Here is a 15,688-nt window from a genome sequence, read left to right on the forward strand (position 1 = left end):
CAACAGGACCCGTCACCGCACTTGGCGGCGGCGGCACTCCGGCAGTGACCGCCTGGATCGCAAGCAAGCAACTCAGCTGACGTCTCCCGAAAGGAGATCAGGACATGCCTGGCACCTACCCGGCGCCGCCGCCCACCCTTTCGGGCGACCTGCTCACCATCAACCGCCTCCTGCAGCAGCCGACCGCCATCCGGCGCCGCCTGCGCACCTTCACCGATCTGCGTTTCGTCTCCGACCAGATCCTCACCCAGCGCTTCCGCTCCTCCGGCGGCGCAGTGCTGTACGAGGTCAGCGAACCCATCGTCAACGCCCGGCCGGTCGAGTCCGTGTCCGCGGGCAGCTCCTACCCGAAGGACGTGCCCGGCACCGGCACCGCCGCCGTGGCAGCGGTCCAGAAGTGGGGCCAGGCGGTCGACCTGACCGACGAGGAGATCAAACGGTCGGTGTTCGCGGGTGACGCGCTGGACCGCGCCCTCCGCAAGGTCATCAACTCAGTAATCAAGCAGGTGGACAGCATCACCATGTCCGCGATCGGGTCGGCTATCACCGCGTCCGGCAACGCCACCGCCGCCTGGTCCAACGCCACGACGGCGACGATCCTGCGCGACATCGAGCTCGCCAAGGCGGCAATCATCGACCTGAACCAGGGCTACATGCCCGACACCATCCTGCTCTCGTCCACCAAGTACGCCTACATGGCGTCCGACCCGAACATCGCCAACCTGCGGCGGCGGGAGACGACCGACAACCCGGTCTACACAGGAAAGATCGACGTCATCGACGATCTCACCGTCGTAGTCGCCCCAGTGTCATCGCTGCCGTCCGACGACGTGTGGGTGCTCGACTCGACCCAGCTCGGCGGCATGGCAGACGAAGCCGACGTCGACCCCGGCTACACGGTCGGCGACATGGCCGTCCAGGTCGGCACCAGCCGGCTGGAAAGCCGGGACGCGTGGGAGTTGCGGGGACGCCGCCTGACCGTGTCGGTCGTGCAGGAGCCCGGCGCAGGCCGCAAAATCGCCAACACGTCGTGAGGTGGGTGACATGACCCGATACGAGGTGACGGCGTCGTGCGTCGCCCACATCCCCGTCATGACACCCGGCGGCCTGGTGCTCGACATGTTCTACAAGGGCGCGATACTGCCTGACGGCGTACCGGCGGAGCGTCTCAACCACCTGGTGGTGGCGGGAATGATCCGCGCAGTGGACGAGCCGGGGGCGCCCGCCCGGGAGCAGGCCAGCGACGACGGCGCCCCGCCGTCGGTGAACGCCCGCTCCTCCAAGGGCGACCTCGTCGAGTACGGCGTCAGCCAGGGCGGCGACCGCACCGAACTGGAGAGCATGACGCGGGAGCAGCTCCTCGACCGGTACGTCCGCAAGCCCGAGTAGAGACGTGGTCCCGGCCCGCCGGTCTTCCCCGTAACCGCGCGGGCCGGGGCCACTCCACAACCGCATAGGAGGGGATCGTGGCCGAACCCTGGACGCCGAGCCTCGAGCAGGTGGCCGACCACATCCCCACCCGCACCCGCGACCCCAACTCGCCAGGCGACACGAGCCTGCTCGGCACCTTCACAGGCGTGACCGAACCGACTGACGAGCAAGCCCGCCGCCACATCGCCGCGGCCGTCGCCGAGGTCCTGGCCGCCGTCGGCGGCACTGTCCCAGCCACCCCGACTTTCCTCGGGCATCTGGCGTCAGAGGCGGCGGCGCTGCGGGCGGCGGCCGACATCGAGCTGGCGTACCCGAACCGGAACGCCGACGCGGACCGGTTCGCCCAGCTGGACCAACGCGCCAAGGACGCGCTACAGCGGCTCATCGACGCCATCAACGACCAAGGCTCTGGGCCCGAAGGCTCCCTGCTGCCGGTCTGGTCGATGCCTGAACCCGTCTGGTACGGCGACTACCCGTTGTAGGAGGTGCCGTGGCCGACGTCACCATCATCTGGAACGAACCCGAACTCTGGCGCGTCCTCCGCTCCTACGAGGGCCCGGTCGGGCTGCACATCGCCAAGCTGGCCCGCCGGTGCACGCGTACCGCCAAGCGGCTGGCCAACGTTTCCCCGGCCGGCGACATCGAGGCGGGGCGGCCGCCGGGCTACATGCGGTCGAAGATCCGGTGGGACCGGGGCAGGGACGTGATCGGCGTGTACGCCGACATCTCCAGCCCGGCCCGCACCGCCCGCGATAACGCCCCGTACGGCCTGTTCATGGAGGTCGGCACTCGGCCGCACATCATCCGGTCGAAGCGGCCGGACGGCTGGTTGCGGTTCATGGTCGACGGCCGGATCGTCTTCGCCAAGGTGGTCCACCACCCCGGCACCCGCCCGTACGCCTACCTGCGCCGTGCCCTGGCCAGCCTGCGAGGAGCCTGATGGCGCGCGTCGCCGCGACCACGGCAGTGCTGGCGTGGATCAACAGCCACCCCACCCTCAAGCAGCCCGGCAAGCTCGATCTCGGCGCCTTCGACACGCAGACCCGCTCACCCTCCCGCGGCGCCTACCTGTGGCTCACCCGCATCGACGGCGCCGACGCTCTCGTGGCCGAGGACGCGATCGACGAGGCGCGGATGGCAGGCGTGGTCTTCTCGGCGACAAGAACGGCGGCCGAGAACGCCGCCGTCGCCTACTGCAACGCCCTCGCCGCTGTCTCCGGCGCGCACACGCCGATGGGCGACGCCACGTGCCTGGTCGTGGACGGCATCACGGGCCCGCAACTGATCGACGACCAGGCAGGCGCGCGCGGCGAACTCGTCGCCTACCAAGTCGACGCCACCTTCTACCTGCGCTGACCTGCCCTCTCCTCTTCCCCGCCGTGACTCGACCTGGAGGTTTCCGATGGCGGCTCTCACCCTGCAGACGCTGGTGCCTGGCGGCTCAGCGTCGACCCTTGTGGCCGCTGCCGGCGGCGGCGACACCTGCCCGGCCGGAGACGGCATCTTCCTCGAAGTCCTCAACAGCGACGCCTCCTCGAAAACCGTCACGCTCGTCACACCGGGCACGACCGTCGAAGGGCTGGCGATCTCTGACCGGCAGGTCACCATCCCGGCCGGCGAACGCTGGAAGATCCCCGTCGGCCGCGTGTACGCCGGCGCGGACGGCCAGTGCTCCATCACCTACAGCGCGGTCACATCCGTGACCGTCGGCGTGTTCAAGGCGTCCTGATGGCTGCCCGTCCGAGCAGGCAGCCCGTCGCCGTGACCGCCGATCGAGAGCAGCCCCGCCCGCCCTACTACGTCGCGGTCGAGCCGCTGTTCATCGGTGGCCAGTTCGGTCGCGCCTTCAACGTCGGCGATCTGGTGCCGGCGGACCACGTCGACACGTACGGCTGGGCCGACAAGGTTCGGCTGCCCGAAGGCGTCGAGACGCCTGATCAGAGCAACGACGAGCCTGACACCGCAGACAGCGGCCAGGCCACCAGCAAGGAAGGTGAAGCCTGATGGCTCGTGGAAACCCCGCCAACCTGGCGCTCGGCCCGGGATCGCTGTACATCGCGGTGCTCGGCACACCGGAGCCCGCCGATCTGTCGACGCCGTGGGCGACGGTGTCGGCGAACTGGCTGCAGCTCGGCTACACGGACGAAGGCTCGACGTTCAACTACAGCGTGGACTCGGAGAATGTCGAGGTCGCAGAGGAGTTGGACCCGGTCGCGGTCGCCCTCACCTCCCGCGAGCTGTCGCTGGCGTTCGCGCTGGCCGAGATCACCGCGAAGAACCTGCAGCGCGCCCTCAACGGCGGCACCATCGTGTCCGGCGCTGGCACCGTCATCTTCGAGCCGCCAGATCTTGGCGAGGAAGTTCGGGTGATGCTCGGCTGGGAGTCGGAGGATCACACCGAGCGGTGGGTGTACCGCAAGTGCTTGCAGGTCGGCAACATGGAGATGAGCAGGGCGAAGGGTGCCGCTAAGGCGACGATCTCGTGCGAGTTCCGGCTGGAGCGGCCCGCCGCGGCGAAGTCCTTCAAGGCGATCATGACGACGGCGAGGGCCGCCTGATGCGCTCCTACACATCCGAGGGACGGCAGGCTGGCGGCGACCGCCCAAAGTTCGAGATCGACGGTGTCGAGTTCCATGGCGAGGGCGAGATCTCGCTCATGGACATCAGTGAGTTCGCCCGGCTCGCTGCTGCAGGATTCGACTCCGGGAGCCCCGAGGGCATCGGCATCCTCGCGGACATCTACCGCAGCCTGCTGGGCGACAGCGAGTTCGCCCGGTTCCGGCGGCACTGCCGCGACCATGGCACCAAGGGCAAAGTCCTCGTCGAGATCCTCGGCGGCCTGATCGCGGAGGCGAGCGACCGCCCTACCAGCAGGCCCTCGGACTTGCCCGATGGGCCGCCGGTCGATGGGGGTACTGCTCGGGTCGTTTCCTTGCAGCGGGGCACCGTCGAGGAGAAGCCAGTGGAGGAGAAGCCGCCGGTGGTCTCCTACGGCTGAGCGATCTCCCGCTCGCCGACCAACTCGACGTCATCCACGCACTGTGGATCGAGTGGCGCGAGCAGACCCTCCAGACCACGGCGCTGCTCACGCTCGCAGGCGGGCTGGAGAACGTTGAGCCGGACGCTCACAGGGCGTTCGACGACCTGTACGGCCAGCCCCACCCGCCTGCCCGGCCGCCTAGGCAGGACCCCGAAGAGCGCATGCGGATCGTTGCCGCGCTTGCCGCCGCCAAATAGCCAACCCATCTCACAGAGACCCGGCAGGGGGTGCGATGGCTGGCACCCCGCTCGCCGAGGCTTTTGTCAGGGTCAGGGCGCTGACCGACAAGTTCAAGGACGACATCCGCGACGGCCTCAAGGGCGCGGGTGACGACTTCGGCCGCCAGTTCTCCCGCGAAGTCTCCGCCAGCCTGCGCGGCGAACGGGACGCCTTCGAGACCGAAGGCGAGCAGATCGGCGACGCGTCCGGGACCGCCGCCGGCCGCGAGTTCGCCGACCGGATGAAGGACAACGGGGTCCGGTTCGGGGACGACGCCTCCCCGTTCGTCGCCGTCGGCCGGAAGCTCGGAGCTCAGGTCGGCGACGCCGCCGGCAAGGAGTTCGCCAAGGCCATGGGCAAGCAGGCCGGGGAGGGCTTCTCCCAGGCGCTCGACCCGATCAGGCGGTTCGAGCTCCAGCTGGCGCAGGCGGAGCTGGCCGCGCGGCGGGCTGGGCTGGCGTCGGCCGAGGCCGGGGAGCGGGCCGAGGCCGCGAGCAAGCGGGCGGCGGAGGCCGCTGCCCAGGTAGCGAAGGGCGAGGGCGACAAGGAGGAAGCGACCCGGCTGGCCGCGGCGGCGGCGAGGGAGCAGGAGAAGGCCGAGATCGCCGCAACGAACGCGGCCCTGGCCAAGGTGACCGTGTCCCAGCGGGCCGCGCAGGTGTCGCAGGCGTACGCCACAGCGCAGGCGGACGCGAGCCGGGAGACCGACCGGCTGGGCGACGGGGTGCGCAGGCTCAACCCGGACCTGGACCGGTCTGGGTCGTCGATGTCCGGCCTGCTCGGCGTCGCGAAGAGTCTCAGCGGGGCGTTCGCTGGTGTCGCGGCGTCATTGGCCAAGGTCGGGGCAGGCGCCGCCGCGTTCTCGGCCCTGGGCGCCGGGGCGGCATCAGCGGCCGGGTACACGATCGAACTGGCCGCCGCTCTGGCGCCGCTGTCGGGGCTGCTGGCCGGACTGCCCGGCATCGCGCTCACGGGCGCCGCCGCGTTCTCGGTGTGGAAGCTAGCCACCTCCGGGCTGGGCAAAGCCTTCAAGGAGGCGCTGGCCGGCGACTTCGAGGCCTTCTCCGAGGCGATCGTCGACATGAGCGACGCTGGCAAGGCATTCGCTCTGGAGTTCTGGAAGGTCGCCGGGTCCCTGCGCGAGTTTCAGTCGCAGGTCCAGGGCGACTTCCTGGCCGAGTTGTCGGGCCGATTGAACGATTGGGCGTCGGCGGCACTGACTCTGCAGCCAGCCGTGTCCGGCTTGGCCCGTGAGTTCGGCGGCCTCGTCAGGGCTGCGCTGGATTTCGCGACGAGCGGCCCGTCGCTGGCCTCGTTCAACAGCATCCTGGGCGGCACCCGTGACCTGGTGGCCGCTATCCGGGGTGCGCTGGATCCGCTGCTACGCGGGTTCGTGGATCTGGGCGTGGTCGGCAACCAGTGGCTGGCTGGTTTCTCTGGCTCGCTGCGCGATGTGCTGACGACTTTCGGCCAGTGGATGTCCGAGGTCTCCCGGTCGGGGCAGGCGCTCGCGTGGTTGAACGATGCGGCTGGGGTGCTGCGACAGCTGGGCACGCTCGTCAAGGACGTGTGGCAGACGTTCACCGGCCTGCTGGACGCCGCCGCGGCGGCGGGCGGGAACGCGCTCGGCGTGCTCGGCTCGCTGGCCGGCGCGATGAACGAGTGGGTCAATTCGGCCAAGGGCCAGGAGGTCCTGGTCGAGATCTTTCGGGCGTTGCAGGACATCGGGCGCGCTCTGCTGCCTGTGATCACGTCGCTGGCTGGGGCGGTCGCCGAGATAGCGCCGCATGCGGCCAAGGTCGCGACCGCCTTGGGTCCGGTGCTGGCCGACGCCATCGGGGTGCTCGGCACTGGGATCGCCGCGCTCGGTCCCGGCCTGGTCAAGATGGTCGAATCCTTCGGCCGCATGGTCGCGGCGATCGGTCCGCTTGAGCCGCTCGGCCGGGCGGTCGGCGACATCTTCGCCGCGTTGGGCGAAGCCTTGGCGTTGATCGTCCCCGAGGTGGCGAAGATCGCACTCGCGCTCGCGCCCGCCCTGGCCACCGCTATCCGCGCCCTGGCGCCCGCGCTGGCCGCGCTGGGCCCTGGGCTGGTGGCCGTAGCTGAGTACTTGGGGGACGCGTTCGCGAACCCCGCGTTCGTGGACGGGCTGCTCGCCATCGGCAAGGGCCTCGCCGATGTACTGGTCGCGGCGGCTCCGCTGCTGCCGTTGATCGCCCAGCTTGCCGGGATCCTGGGCCAGGTCCTGGGCGGTGCGCTGACCAATCTGGGCACGGCTCTGCGGCCGATCATCGAGGCCCTGGGCGCAGCGCTGCGACCTGCGTTGGACTCGATCTCGAACGCACTGAACCTGCTGATCCCGCTGATGCCGCCGATCTACCAGGCGTTCGGCGAGATCGGCGCCGCACTGATCACGCAGCTGCTGCCGCCGATCCTCGACCTGATCCCTGCCCTGGTCAACGCGCTGATCCCGGCCATGGCCGAGTTCGCCCGCCAGCTGCAGCCGCTGATCCCGCTGCTGGCCGATCTCGCGGTCCAGCTGATTCAGCAGGTGCTGCCCGCGATCCTGCCGATCCTGCCCCAGCTCACCGAGCTGAGCTTGGCTCTCGCCCGGCTGGGCCTCACCCTGGCGCAGCTGGTCGCGGATGCCGCTCCGTACATCCAGGCGATCATCGCGATCTTCCAGCACCTGTACGACGTGCTCGTCGGGAATTCGATCATCCCCGATTTGATCAACGCCATCCGGGATTGGTGGCAAAAGGGCGTCGACTGGGTCAAGTCGATCGTGAGCTGGTTCGGCGACCTGCCCGGCTTGATGTCCGGCTGGCTGGGGGGTGTCCTCGGGGTGGTCCAGCACCACTGGGACAACATCCGCAACGCCATCTCCGACCGGGTCGGCCAGGCCCGAGACACGATCTCCCGCACCCTCGACGACGTCGGCACCCGCTGGTCGCAGGGGTGGAGCAACGTCCAGAACATCGTCCACAACGCCTGGAACAGCATCCGCAACGCCGTGACCGACGGCGCCAACAACGTCCTCAACGTCGTCCGCTCCCTGCCGGGCTGGATCACTGGCGCGCTGGGCGACCTGAGCGGCTTGCTGTACGGGTCAGGGGCGAGCCTCCTGCAAGGGCTGATCAACGGCATGTGGTCGATGTTCAACTCGGTCTGGAACACCGCCGTCGACATCCTCAACCGGATCAGGTCGCTGTTCCCGTTCTCGCCCGCCAAAGAGGGACCGTTCTCCGGGAAGGGGTGGACGCTCTACTCCGGCCAGTCGCTCATCTCCGGCTTCGCCGAGGGCGTGCGCCAGCAGGAGGGCGAGCTCACGTCCGCCATGGATCAGGTGATGCGGGCGGGCGCGGCAGCGCTGGCCCCCGCGTTGCCGACGCTGGCGGGCCCGTCGGTGGCCCCTGAGTTTTCCGGGGCGTTCGGCGCGCCGGTGACTGGCGGCGGCGTTGCGGCTGCGGCTCCCCGCGTGATCAACGTGGAGAACATCACCCTCCAGGGCGTCCTCGACCCGACGAACCCCGTCTCGTACAGGCGGATGGTGGAGCGGCTGCGTGAAGCGATCCGGGAGCTCGAGCGGGAGGTGTACGCGAGTGGCTGACCTCCAACTCGGCCGCCTGGTTCTGCGGGAGACGCAGCGTTTCACCGAGTCCGCCTACCAGGGGTGGAGCATGCACATCGAGGGCGTCGAGGTGTGCCCGATGCTGACCCGCGAGGAGACGTGGGACCGCTTCGACGGCGTCCTCGGCGGTCAGGGTGGGCTGGTCGCGGCGCTGTGGGAGGAGAAGTCGGAGCGGAACGGCTACTACACGATCTCCAGCGCGTCGGGCGAGGTGCGGGATCGGAAGCCGCAGAACATCACCGAGATCGCGTGGAAGGTCTCGCTGCAGCGGCACGGCCCGGACACTGACGTCGACCTGGAATCGCGGCTGTCCGGCGCGGTGCGGGCCAACGATTTCTCGTTGACCGGCGAGAGGTGGAGCGCGCCGAGCATCGGCCACTACGCGTACTTCACGGGTGCCACGATCCCGTCGGTGCTGACCCGCGCCTCGACGGACGGCACCATCACGGTGTACCGCGGCGTGCCGGCCGGGGTGTCGCCGCGGTGGGGCTGCCGGGTGGAGGACTATCTGCGCGGCCGGGTGCGGGTGCTCAACGCCGGGTTCGAGCGGGTGGGTGCGGCGCATCCGCTGCGCACGGATCAGTGGGAGATGTCGAACGGTCTCGTCCGGGTTCGGCCGTTGACCAGCGGCGGCAGCATCGAGGTGGCCAGCTTCACGTCCGGCGCGTGGCGGCCGAAAGCCTGGTGGATCGACATCGGTGGTACGCAGGTCACGGACTGGGATTCGGCCAGCGTGCTGCAGAACGACCTCGAACGGTGCACGGTCAGGCTGGCTGTCCGCCGGTCTCCGGTCGGCCGTGCCTACCTGGACCTCACGCTCCGGCGGGGCAGCCGGTTCGTCGAGGGGTACTTGCAGCGTGGTGACAGCGGCAACCTGAGCGTCTACCTGGCCACGTCGGAGACGTGCACGGACAGTACCTCGTACGTGGTGCGCAGCACGAACGACAGCGACGGCAACCGCGTCATAGCCGGCAGCGCCCGCGACTTCGACCCCCACGCGAATGGCGGGCTGACCCGGACGAGCAACACGGCCATGGACTTCTGGCTCGGCGTCGTCGCCAGCGGCTCTGGCGCAGTGTCTGGCGACGCTGCCACTGACCTGCGCAACCAATATGTCGGCGCCTTGCCGGAAACCGTAGCGGCCGTCAGGAGGTAACAGGTGCCGGTCAATGAGAAGCTCATGGAGCTCGGCAGTTGGACGCTGACGCTGGTCGAGGAGACGCCCAAGACGATCCTCGACCAGTTGGCGTACTTCGGGCACATAGCCTTCGTGCCGGGCAGGCTGGAGCCCTCCCAGTACGGCGACCAGCTCCTCACCATGGCCCGCTACGTCGGCGTGCTCACCGGCCGCGACGTCGACCACATCCGCAAAACCATCGACGGCCAGGGCATGGCGCTGTGGCTGTCCGATGGCGACGACAAGGGCGACCTGCTCGAAACCCCAGTGCAGATCACCGGGCAGACGTTCGCCAACGCCATCCGGGCCATCCTCGGCAGCGGCACCGCCGTCGTCGAGGGCACCCTGTACAGCGGCATCGCAGGCGTGTACACCGGCCGCCACGTGTACCAGTCGCGCCGCAAGGCGATCAACTTCATCGCGACAACGATGGGCGGCGAGTGGCGCGTCAACGGCGACGGCACGCTCGACGCCGGCCCGGCCACGTCGCTGTACAGCGCAACCCCGGACACCGTCATCGTGCGCCGCCGGCCGAACCGGCACACGGACGGCGATGACCTGAACCTCCACGGGCTGCGCGGCGACATGGGTGTGGCCACTGACGTGGACGACTGGACGACCCGGCTTGTGCTCCTCGCCGAGGGTGAGGGCGACGCCATCGCGACGGCGGCGGCCGACAATCCAGCGAACCCGTACAAGGATTTGCGCGGCCAGCCGGTCAAGCGGGTGCGGGTGATCAGCGAGTCGACGACGGCGCCGGGGAATGCGCAGGCGCGGGCGAACTACCAGCTGGCGAAGTTCATCAGCCCGCGCACCAGCATGCGGTTGACCACGGACGACTACGACGTTGTCGGGGCTTTCGCTGTCGGTGACTGGGCGTGGGTTTACGCGCCTGACGAGGGCCTGGTGGACCCTGGCGTTGAGATCACGTTCAGGGGCGAACGGATCAACCCGATCAAGCTGCGGATGGTGGGCGCGAGCTGGCCGATCCGGCGCGGGATGACGGTCGCGTACCGGAACAAGGATGGCGGCTGGCTGGATCTCACTCCGTACGTGGATTGGGAGGGCGGGGAGACGACGGTCACGGTCGGGGATCTGCTCAGGGCTCTGTCTGAGAGTGGTGTGGAGCCGGTCGGGCCCAGGCCGATCCCGGACAGCACGATCCCGGGAGTTGTCTCGTGGGATTTGCCGTTCGAGACCGGTGTCTACGTGGGGTCGGACGGCTCGACACGGGCGAAGATGCTGGTCAAGTGGCTGTTGCCGCTCAACGTCGACGGCTCGACGATCCTCGATGGCGATCATTATGAGGTGCAGTTCGCACCGTCCCCGGCCGGTACTGAGTGGCAGACCGCGTACGCGCCGTGGGGTTCGCTCCAGACGATGATCGTGGATCTGACGCCTGGGATCGACTACGACTTCAGGATCCGGGCGGTCGACTCCAGCAACAACCAGGGCGCGTGGTCGACCGTGCAGACGGAGCAAACGAATGCGGACACGATCGCGCCGTCGACGCCTGCGCCGCCCACGGTGGCGGGGTCGCGGTTGGCGATTCAGATCACGCACACGCTGGGCAAGGCGTCGGGCGGCACCTACAACCTTGAACTCGACTTGGACCACTTCGAGGTGCACGTCGGATCGTCCAGCGGGTTCACGCCGGACAACACCACACTCCGGGGCAAGGTGCTGGCCAACGCTGGAATGATCCACGCGAACATTCCCGCCGTGGGGACGGTTGACGTTGAGGAGACGACCACACGCTACGTCAAAGTGATCGCGGTGGATATCGCGGGCAACGCGAGCAGTCCGTCTACCGCTGCGACCGCGACCGCTCTGCTGATCGATGACGCGCACATCACGGACCTCACCGTGTCCAAGGTGACGGCGGGCACCATCTCGGCGAACTGGCTGATCGGCGCGTCCATCCGCACCGCTTCCAGCGGCCAGAGAGTGGAGCTCAACGCCACCGGACTGCACGGCTTCAACGGCGCAGGCACCGAGTTGGTGACGCTTTCGAACACCGGCAGCTTCATCCTGAAGAGCGCGGGGTCGGGCGCACGGACCGAGTTGGATGCGACCAACGGCTTCCGGGCGTTTAACTCGGGCGGTGTTCAGACGGTGGCCCTGACGACGAGCGGCACATTCACGCTCCAGACCGGTACGTCGGGTGCAAGGACCGTATTCGATGCCAACGGCTTCGCTGCCTATAACTCCAGCAGCCAGCCGACGGTGGATATCGACGCGGGGACTGGCGACGTCACACTCGTAGGCCAGATCGCGACGGGCTTCTCGGGCAAGCGCATGATCTTCAACCCCACCGGGGCGAGTTTCCCGGAGATCCGGTTCACACCCACGACTGGAACACAGGTCGCGAAGATCGTAGCCACCAGCGACACGACCACCGACTACATCGGCGTGACGATGGAATCCGGGGTGACGTCAGGCCTGTACTCCAAACTGTCGCTGTGGCCAAACACAGCGCGACTCGACCACATCAGGACCTCGGACAACTTCGGTGGCGCCTTCGTCGCTCAAGACGGCGGTGCCACGATCCAGTTCTACACGTCGGGTTCGCTGCTTGAGCGCTCGGTCATCCTCAACAACGCAGGGGTGCACATCTTCAGCTCCTCTGGGGTGGTCAACGTCAACGGCTCGTCGTACAAGAGTTTCGTGATCGACCACCCCATCGACTCCGACCGGTATCTGGTGCACGCCTGCACCGAGAGCCCGGCCCCAGGTGTCGAGTACTGGGGCGAGGTCGAGCTTGACGCCGACGGCCGGGCGATCGTGGAGTTGCCCGGCTACTTCGAGGCACTCACCCGCCCTGACGGCCGGTACGTGTCCGTCAACACCTGCTCGGACGAGATCCGCAACGCGTCCGCCACATACCCGACTGACGGCCGTTTCACCATCCACGGAGGCCCGGGGCTGCGTGTCGCATGGCTGGTGAAAGCTATCCGCTCTGACGCCGGAGACATGCTCGTTGAACCCCGCCGCGACGAGGTGACCGTTCGCGGCGATGGCCCGTACCGCTACTACACCCGCAGGGAGACCCGCGCATGACCGACCAGCCGACGTCCGTACCGTTCGAGCCCTACGCTCAGGCGCTGTCCGCCCAGCGCAACCAGGCGCTCGACCAGGTAGCCCAACTGCAGGCCATCATTCACGAACTCAGGACGGACAACGACCGGCTCACCGCCGAGAACGGGAAGCTTCGCGCTGACAGCGACGATGGGCCGTTCAGTTCCTGATCAGCGATGCTTGGTGATCATCGTGCGCTTGCGGCGACGGTTCCACACCCACGGCCACGCCATCCCGCACGTACAGGCCATCCACATGACATCGCCGAACGTCCACGCAGGCTTCGACACCGACCTGCCGACGTTCCGCACCTCTAACGGCTTGTCACGCCCCATGCGCGCCTCCTGATCACTCGGCTGGGGTGAAGGGGACGCTTTAAGCATCCCTCTGGTTGACGCTCAACGCCTGTCCACATCCGGACACGATCGTGCCGCCCGTTGTCGAGGATGCCGGACGGGCGGCACCCCAACCCTCAGCGAGGGGAGCGCATGAAACGATTCGTCCCCATCGTTGAGCATCCGTTCGAACTGCTGATCGGACTGCTGTTCCTACTCAACGGGCTCGCCCTCACGCTCGGGGCCGGGCCGCCGGCCAGCCTCAACGCCACCCTGCCGGCCGCCCTGGTGTGGGCGTGGGGTGCGGTTCAGTTCTTCGCCGGCGGCCTCATCGTCGTTGGCATCGTCATCCGCTACCTGAAGCCCGCCCTGCTCGTCGTCGGGTTCCGTCTCGAACGCGCTGGATTGTGGCCGCTCGCCGCCGCAGCCGCCGTGTACGGGGTGGTCGCGGTCAGCTATGCCGGGGCTCGCGCCCTCTACCCGGTCAGCGTGCTCGTCGCAGTCGCTGCCGCCTGCATCGCTAGGGCCGTGGCCGTAGGCCGCTTGGAGAAAACCATCCTCAGACACACACAAGGAGGTCCGATTGGCGATGAGTGAGTGGCTCACTCCCACAGTCGTTGGGCTGCTCGCGAGCGCCATCGGAGCCATGGTCACCATCCTTGTCCGGGCCCGCGTGGACCTGCGCAAAGCCCGTTTGGATGAGGAACGGCAGCCGGTCGAGCTGGAGAACGTGTTCATCGGCGGCGCCGAGAAGGCCGTCCAAGCGTTGCAGGTGGCCTTGGACAGAGCAGAGGCGTCGATCGGCCGGCTCGAACAGGCGCTGACCGAGCGCGACGAGAAGCTCCAGGAGCGCGATCGCAGGATCGCGGAGTTGGAGTTGCAAGTCACCCGGACGTTGGCGCGGGTGGCGTTGGTGCAGGAGCAGTGCGAGCAGTTGAAGGACCGGTTGGCTGCGCTGCGGATTGATCCGCGTGAGGGGGAAACGCTGTGATCGCCAAGAACGAAGCGGAACTCACCGCGGAGAGCGTGGACGTCCACGAGTGGGGCCCCACCGAGGGCGACGAGGAGACGGTCCTGGCCGGCCTGTACGGGGCTGCTGACGAGGACGGCATCTACCGGGGCGAGGGGGCCGCGTGACCGCTGAAAGCATGCTCGCCGCGGCGCGGAGAAGCCTGGGCTTGTCGGGCCGCCCGAACTACATCACGCAGGACTACGCCAGGCGGCACGGCGCCGAGTTCCTGTCCGCTCCCTGGTGTGCGATGGCGGTCACGTACTGGGCGCGCGAGTCCGGCAACGCTGCCGCTGTCCTGCCGGACGGGGACAGAGCGTACACGGTGTGGTTCGCCGAAGACGGCAAGGACCTGGGGCGCTGGTACCCGGGCACCGCCACCGCGATCAGGGAGCACGCGGAGCCTGGCGCGATCGTGTTTTTCGACTGGGACGGCACCAACACCATCTCGAAGATCGACCACGTCGGCGTCATCGAGAAGAACCTGGGCGACGGCAGGGTCCAAACGATCGAGGGCAACACCGGCGACGCCTGCAAGCGCAGGGTGCGCGCGGCGGCCGTCATCGCCGGCTTCTGGAACCCGCCCTACAAGACCAGCGTGCCGACCTCGACTACGGAGCAGATCGTGAAGGACCTCCCGCTGCTGGGCCTTGGGTTCGACAACTGGGACGTGAAGACCGTCCGCGGTTGCCTGAACGCCCGCGGATACGTCCCTCCCGCCGCCTACGCGGCCGTTGAGGGTGGCATGGAGGGCTGGTTGAAGTCCACCATGTTCGACGTGGAGCTCGTGGAACTCGTGCGTGTCTTCCAGCTCGCTAAGGGTCTCGACGATGACGGCTGGGTCGGCCCCTTGACCTGGCGGGCGCTGCTGCGGGTGTCGTAGCCGTGGACGGCCTGTTCATGCGCGGCTGGCTGCTCCACCAGGAGCGCCTGCCGGTTTTCTCCCGGGCGTGGGACGACTGGAATAGTCCGGAAGACGCCCTCTACGACGAGTTCGCCGCCGTCGATGACGACGGTCTACGTGAGCACGCCAAGACGTCTGTAGCCGTTGCCTGGGCTGATGGCCTGGTGCCCGGCTGGTACGACGAAACCAACTGATTGACGACTGAGAGGCGGCTTCCCGAGCACGGTTCTCAGTCCCTGGGGCGGTCCTGCCAGATGCGGGACCGCCCTTCGTGTTTCCCAAATCAAGGAGCATCCTCGAAATGCGTCTCAACAAGAGCGCGATCCTTCTCGCTGCGGTGGTCATCGCTGCGAGCCTGCCTGCTGGTCCGGCGTCGGCGTCCACCGCCACCGCTGACGTCCCCGGCGACGTCCTTAAGATCGTCGAGGTCGGCACTGACGCCATGGGCGCGGACTCCTACGCCAATCGCAATCGCGAGTTCGTGCGGTTCCAGAACGTGTCCGGCGTCCCGGTCGACGTCGCTGGCGTCCTGGTCGAGGACAACTGGGCGCACGCCAAGACGGTGGCGGGTGACGCCCACACCTGCAACACGTACAAGATCGTGGACCTGCCGTCCAACGCCGGCACCATGGTCGCGGCTGGTGAGTACGTGACCGTGTTCAACGGGACCAGGTGGGGCGGCAACCGCAAGGTCGGCAGCGAGTACCAGCTGTTCGCGAACTCCGACACCGACTGCGGGACGTTCGGCCAGTTCTTCAACAACGACGCCGACACCGCGTGGGTGACCAAGGCCAACGGTACCGACGTGTACTCCAGCAAGTCGTGGGACTGGAACGGCGGATACGTCGTCAAGCCTTAGGAGGC

The 15,688-nt window shown here is 68.2% G+C and carries 21 protein-coding genes; 20 read left to right on the forward strand and 1 reads right to left on the reverse strand.

All coding sequences use genetic code 11. From position 1 onward, the window contains the following. Nucleotides 1–104 precede the first annotated feature (104 nt). The 9 genes from ACIBQ1_RS09865 (at nt 105) to ACIBQ1_RS09905 (ending at nt 4,429) form a co-directional block, all read left to right on the forward strand. Nucleotides 105–1,034: a major capsid family protein gene (locus tag ACIBQ1_RS09865; RefSeq protein ID WP_397276056.1), complete on the forward strand. Its 930-nt coding sequence runs from the start codon at nt 105–107 to the stop codon at nt 1,032–1,034. 10 nt (nt 1,035–1,044) lie between these two features. Next, nucleotides 1,045–1,389 (forward strand): hypothetical protein, encoded by a 345-nt coding sequence (locus tag ACIBQ1_RS09870; RefSeq protein WP_397276057.1) that lies wholly within the window; start codon nt 1,045–1,047, stop codon nt 1,387–1,389. A gap of 77 nt (nt 1,390–1,466) precedes the next feature. After that, complete coding sequence (locus ACIBQ1_RS09875; RefSeq protein ID WP_397276058.1) at nt 1,467–1,913, forward strand: hypothetical protein; 447 nt, start codon at nt 1,467–1,469, stop codon at nt 1,911–1,913. 8 nt (nt 1,914–1,921) lie between these two features. Next, nucleotides 1,922–2,371 (forward strand): hypothetical protein, encoded by a 450-nt coding sequence (locus ACIBQ1_RS09880; RefSeq protein WP_397276059.1) that lies wholly within the window; start codon nt 1,922–1,924, stop codon nt 2,369–2,371. After that, a complete protein-coding gene (locus ACIBQ1_RS09885; protein ID WP_397276060.1) occupies nt 2,371–2,787 on the forward strand; it encodes a hypothetical protein in 417 nt (138 codons plus the stop codon). The genes ACIBQ1_RS09880 and ACIBQ1_RS09885 overlap by 1 nt, the downstream gene beginning before the upstream one ends. Nucleotides 2,788–2,833: 46 nt before the next feature. After that, nucleotides 2,834–3,160: a hypothetical protein gene (locus ACIBQ1_RS09890; RefSeq protein ID WP_397276061.1), complete on the forward strand. Its 327-nt coding sequence runs from the start codon at nt 2,834–2,836 to the stop codon at nt 3,158–3,160. Further along, nucleotides 3,160–3,435: a hypothetical protein gene (locus ACIBQ1_RS09895; protein WP_397276062.1), complete on the forward strand. Its 276-nt coding sequence runs from the start codon at nt 3,160–3,162 to the stop codon at nt 3,433–3,435. Before ACIBQ1_RS09890 ends, ACIBQ1_RS09895 begins: the two co-directional genes overlap by 1 nt. Next, nucleotides 3,435–3,989 carry a hypothetical protein gene (locus ACIBQ1_RS09900; protein WP_397276064.1) on the forward strand — a complete coding sequence of 185 codons (555 nt, stop codon included), beginning with the start codon at nt 3,435–3,437 and terminating at the stop codon, nt 3,987–3,989. The genes ACIBQ1_RS09895 and ACIBQ1_RS09900 overlap by 1 nt, the downstream gene beginning before the upstream one ends. Continuing rightward, nucleotides 3,989–4,429, forward strand: a complete 441-nt coding sequence (locus ACIBQ1_RS09905) for a hypothetical protein (RefSeq protein WP_397276065.1) — start codon at nt 3,989–3,991, stop codon at nt 4,427–4,429. The genes ACIBQ1_RS09900 and ACIBQ1_RS09905 overlap by 1 nt, the downstream gene beginning before the upstream one ends. On the opposite strand, the gene ACIBQ1_RS09910 is transcribed toward ACIBQ1_RS09905, so the two are convergent. Next, nucleotides 4,420–4,677, reverse strand: a complete 258-nt coding sequence (locus ACIBQ1_RS09910; RefSeq protein ID WP_397276067.1) for a hypothetical protein — start codon at nt 4,675–4,677, stop codon at nt 4,420–4,422. The two genes, ACIBQ1_RS09905 and ACIBQ1_RS09910, sit on opposite strands and share 10 nt — an antisense overlap. 26 nt (nt 4,678–4,703) lie before the next feature. Between ACIBQ1_RS09910 and ACIBQ1_RS09915 the strand changes: the two genes are divergently transcribed. From ACIBQ1_RS09915 to ACIBQ1_RS09965, 11 genes are all read left to right on the forward strand, one after another. Continuing rightward, nucleotides 4,704–8,300 carry a hypothetical protein gene (locus ACIBQ1_RS09915; protein ID WP_397276068.1) on the forward strand — a complete coding sequence of 1,199 codons (3,597 nt, stop codon included), beginning with the start codon at nt 4,704–4,706 and terminating at the stop codon, nt 8,298–8,300. Continuing rightward, nucleotides 8,293–9,477: a hypothetical protein gene (locus tag ACIBQ1_RS09920; protein WP_397276070.1), complete on the forward strand. Its 1,185-nt coding sequence runs from the start codon at nt 8,293–8,295 to the stop codon at nt 9,475–9,477. Before ACIBQ1_RS09915 ends, ACIBQ1_RS09920 begins: the two co-directional genes overlap by 8 nt. 3 nt (nt 9,478–9,480) lie before the next feature. Next, entirely contained in the window at nt 9,481–12,558 is a 3,078-nt protein-coding gene (locus ACIBQ1_RS09925) for a hypothetical protein (RefSeq protein WP_397276072.1), read from the forward strand. Further along, entirely contained in the window at nt 12,555–12,746 is a 192-nt protein-coding gene (locus ACIBQ1_RS09930; protein ID WP_397276074.1) for a hypothetical protein, read from the forward strand. The genes ACIBQ1_RS09925 and ACIBQ1_RS09930 overlap by 4 nt, the downstream gene beginning before the upstream one ends. Before the next feature lie 28 nt (nt 12,747–12,774). Continuing rightward, nucleotides 12,775–12,924, forward strand: a complete 150-nt coding sequence (locus ACIBQ1_RS09935) for a hypothetical protein (protein WP_397276077.1) — start codon at nt 12,775–12,777, stop codon at nt 12,922–12,924. Between the two features lie 140 nt (nt 12,925–13,064). After that, the gene (locus ACIBQ1_RS09940) at nt 13,065–13,508 is read left to right on the forward strand and encodes a hypothetical protein (protein WP_397276078.1); all 444 of its coding nucleotides are present in this window, start codon (nt 13,065–13,067) and stop codon (nt 13,506–13,508) included. Continuing rightward, nucleotides 13,501–13,902 (forward strand): hypothetical protein, encoded by a 402-nt coding sequence (locus tag ACIBQ1_RS09945; protein ID WP_397276080.1) that lies wholly within the window; start codon nt 13,501–13,503, stop codon nt 13,900–13,902. Before ACIBQ1_RS09940 ends, ACIBQ1_RS09945 begins: the two co-directional genes overlap by 8 nt. Next, nucleotides 13,899–14,048, forward strand: coding sequence for a hypothetical protein (locus ACIBQ1_RS09950; RefSeq protein WP_397276082.1), 150 nt, complete (start codon nt 13,899–13,901; stop codon nt 14,046–14,048). The genes ACIBQ1_RS09945 and ACIBQ1_RS09950 overlap by 4 nt, the downstream gene beginning before the upstream one ends. Beyond that, nucleotides 14,045–14,803, forward strand: coding sequence for a CHAP domain-containing protein (locus tag ACIBQ1_RS09955; RefSeq protein ID WP_397276083.1), 759 nt, complete (start codon nt 14,045–14,047; stop codon nt 14,801–14,803). The genes ACIBQ1_RS09950 and ACIBQ1_RS09955 overlap by 4 nt, the downstream gene beginning before the upstream one ends. A gap of 2 nt (nt 14,804–14,805) precedes the next feature. Then, complete coding sequence (locus tag ACIBQ1_RS09960; RefSeq protein WP_397276085.1) at nt 14,806–15,018, forward strand: hypothetical protein; 213 nt, start codon at nt 14,806–14,808, stop codon at nt 15,016–15,018. 107 nt (nt 15,019–15,125) lie between these two features. After that, nucleotides 15,126–15,683: a hypothetical protein gene (locus ACIBQ1_RS09965; protein WP_397276087.1), complete on the forward strand. Its 558-nt coding sequence runs from the start codon at nt 15,126–15,128 to the stop codon at nt 15,681–15,683. The last annotated feature ends 5 nt before the right edge of the window (nt 15,684–15,688 follow it).

It is taken from the genome of Nonomuraea sp. NPDC050153 (genome assembly GCF_044460125.1).
In the GTDB taxonomy this organism is placed as follows: domain Bacteria; phylum Actinomycetota; class Actinomycetes; order Streptosporangiales; family Streptosporangiaceae; genus Nonomuraea.

Excerpts from the sequence above, each read along its gene's own strand:
- ACIBQ1_RS09930 (WP_397276074.1), top strand. The coding sequence starts at position 12,555 with ATGACCGACCAGCCGACGTCCGTACCGTTCGAGCCCTACGCTCAGGCG.
- ACIBQ1_RS09910 (WP_397276067.1), bottom strand. The coding sequence starts at position 4,677 with ATGGGTTGGCTATTTGGCGGCGGCAAGCGCGGCAACGATCCGCATGCG.
- ACIBQ1_RS09905 (WP_397276065.1), top strand. The coding sequence starts at position 3,989 with ATGCGCTCCTACACATCCGAGGGACGGCAGGCTGGCGGCGACCGCCCA.
- ACIBQ1_RS09895 (WP_397276062.1), top strand. The coding sequence starts at position 3,160 with ATGGCTGCCCGTCCGAGCAGGCAGCCCGTCGCCGTGACCGCCGATCGA.
- ACIBQ1_RS09885 (WP_397276060.1), top strand. The coding sequence starts at position 2,371 with ATGGCGCGCGTCGCCGCGACCACGGCAGTGCTGGCGTGGATCAACAGC.
- ACIBQ1_RS09870 (WP_397276057.1), top strand. The coding sequence starts at position 1,045 with ATGACCCGATACGAGGTGACGGCGTCGTGCGTCGCCCACATCCCCGTC.
- ACIBQ1_RS09900 (WP_397276064.1), top strand. The coding sequence starts at position 3,435 with ATGGCTCGTGGAAACCCCGCCAACCTGGCGCTCGGCCCGGGATCGCTG.
- ACIBQ1_RS09940 (WP_397276078.1), top strand. The coding sequence starts at position 13,065 with ATGAAACGATTCGTCCCCATCGTTGAGCATCCGTTCGAACTGCTGATC.
- ACIBQ1_RS09865 (WP_397276056.1), top strand. The coding sequence starts at position 105 with ATGCCTGGCACCTACCCGGCGCCGCCGCCCACCCTTTCGGGCGACCTG.
- ACIBQ1_RS09915 (WP_397276068.1), top strand. The coding sequence starts at position 4,704 with ATGGCTGGCACCCCGCTCGCCGAGGCTTTTGTCAGGGTCAGGGCGCTG.
- ACIBQ1_RS09890 (WP_397276061.1), top strand. The coding sequence starts at position 2,834 with ATGGCGGCTCTCACCCTGCAGACGCTGGTGCCTGGCGGCTCAGCGTCG.
- ACIBQ1_RS09965 (WP_397276087.1), top strand. The coding sequence starts at position 15,126 with ATGCGTCTCAACAAGAGCGCGATCCTTCTCGCTGCGGTGGTCATCGCT.
- ACIBQ1_RS09945 (WP_397276080.1), top strand. The coding sequence starts at position 13,501 with ATGAGTGAGTGGCTCACTCCCACAGTCGTTGGGCTGCTCGCGAGCGCC.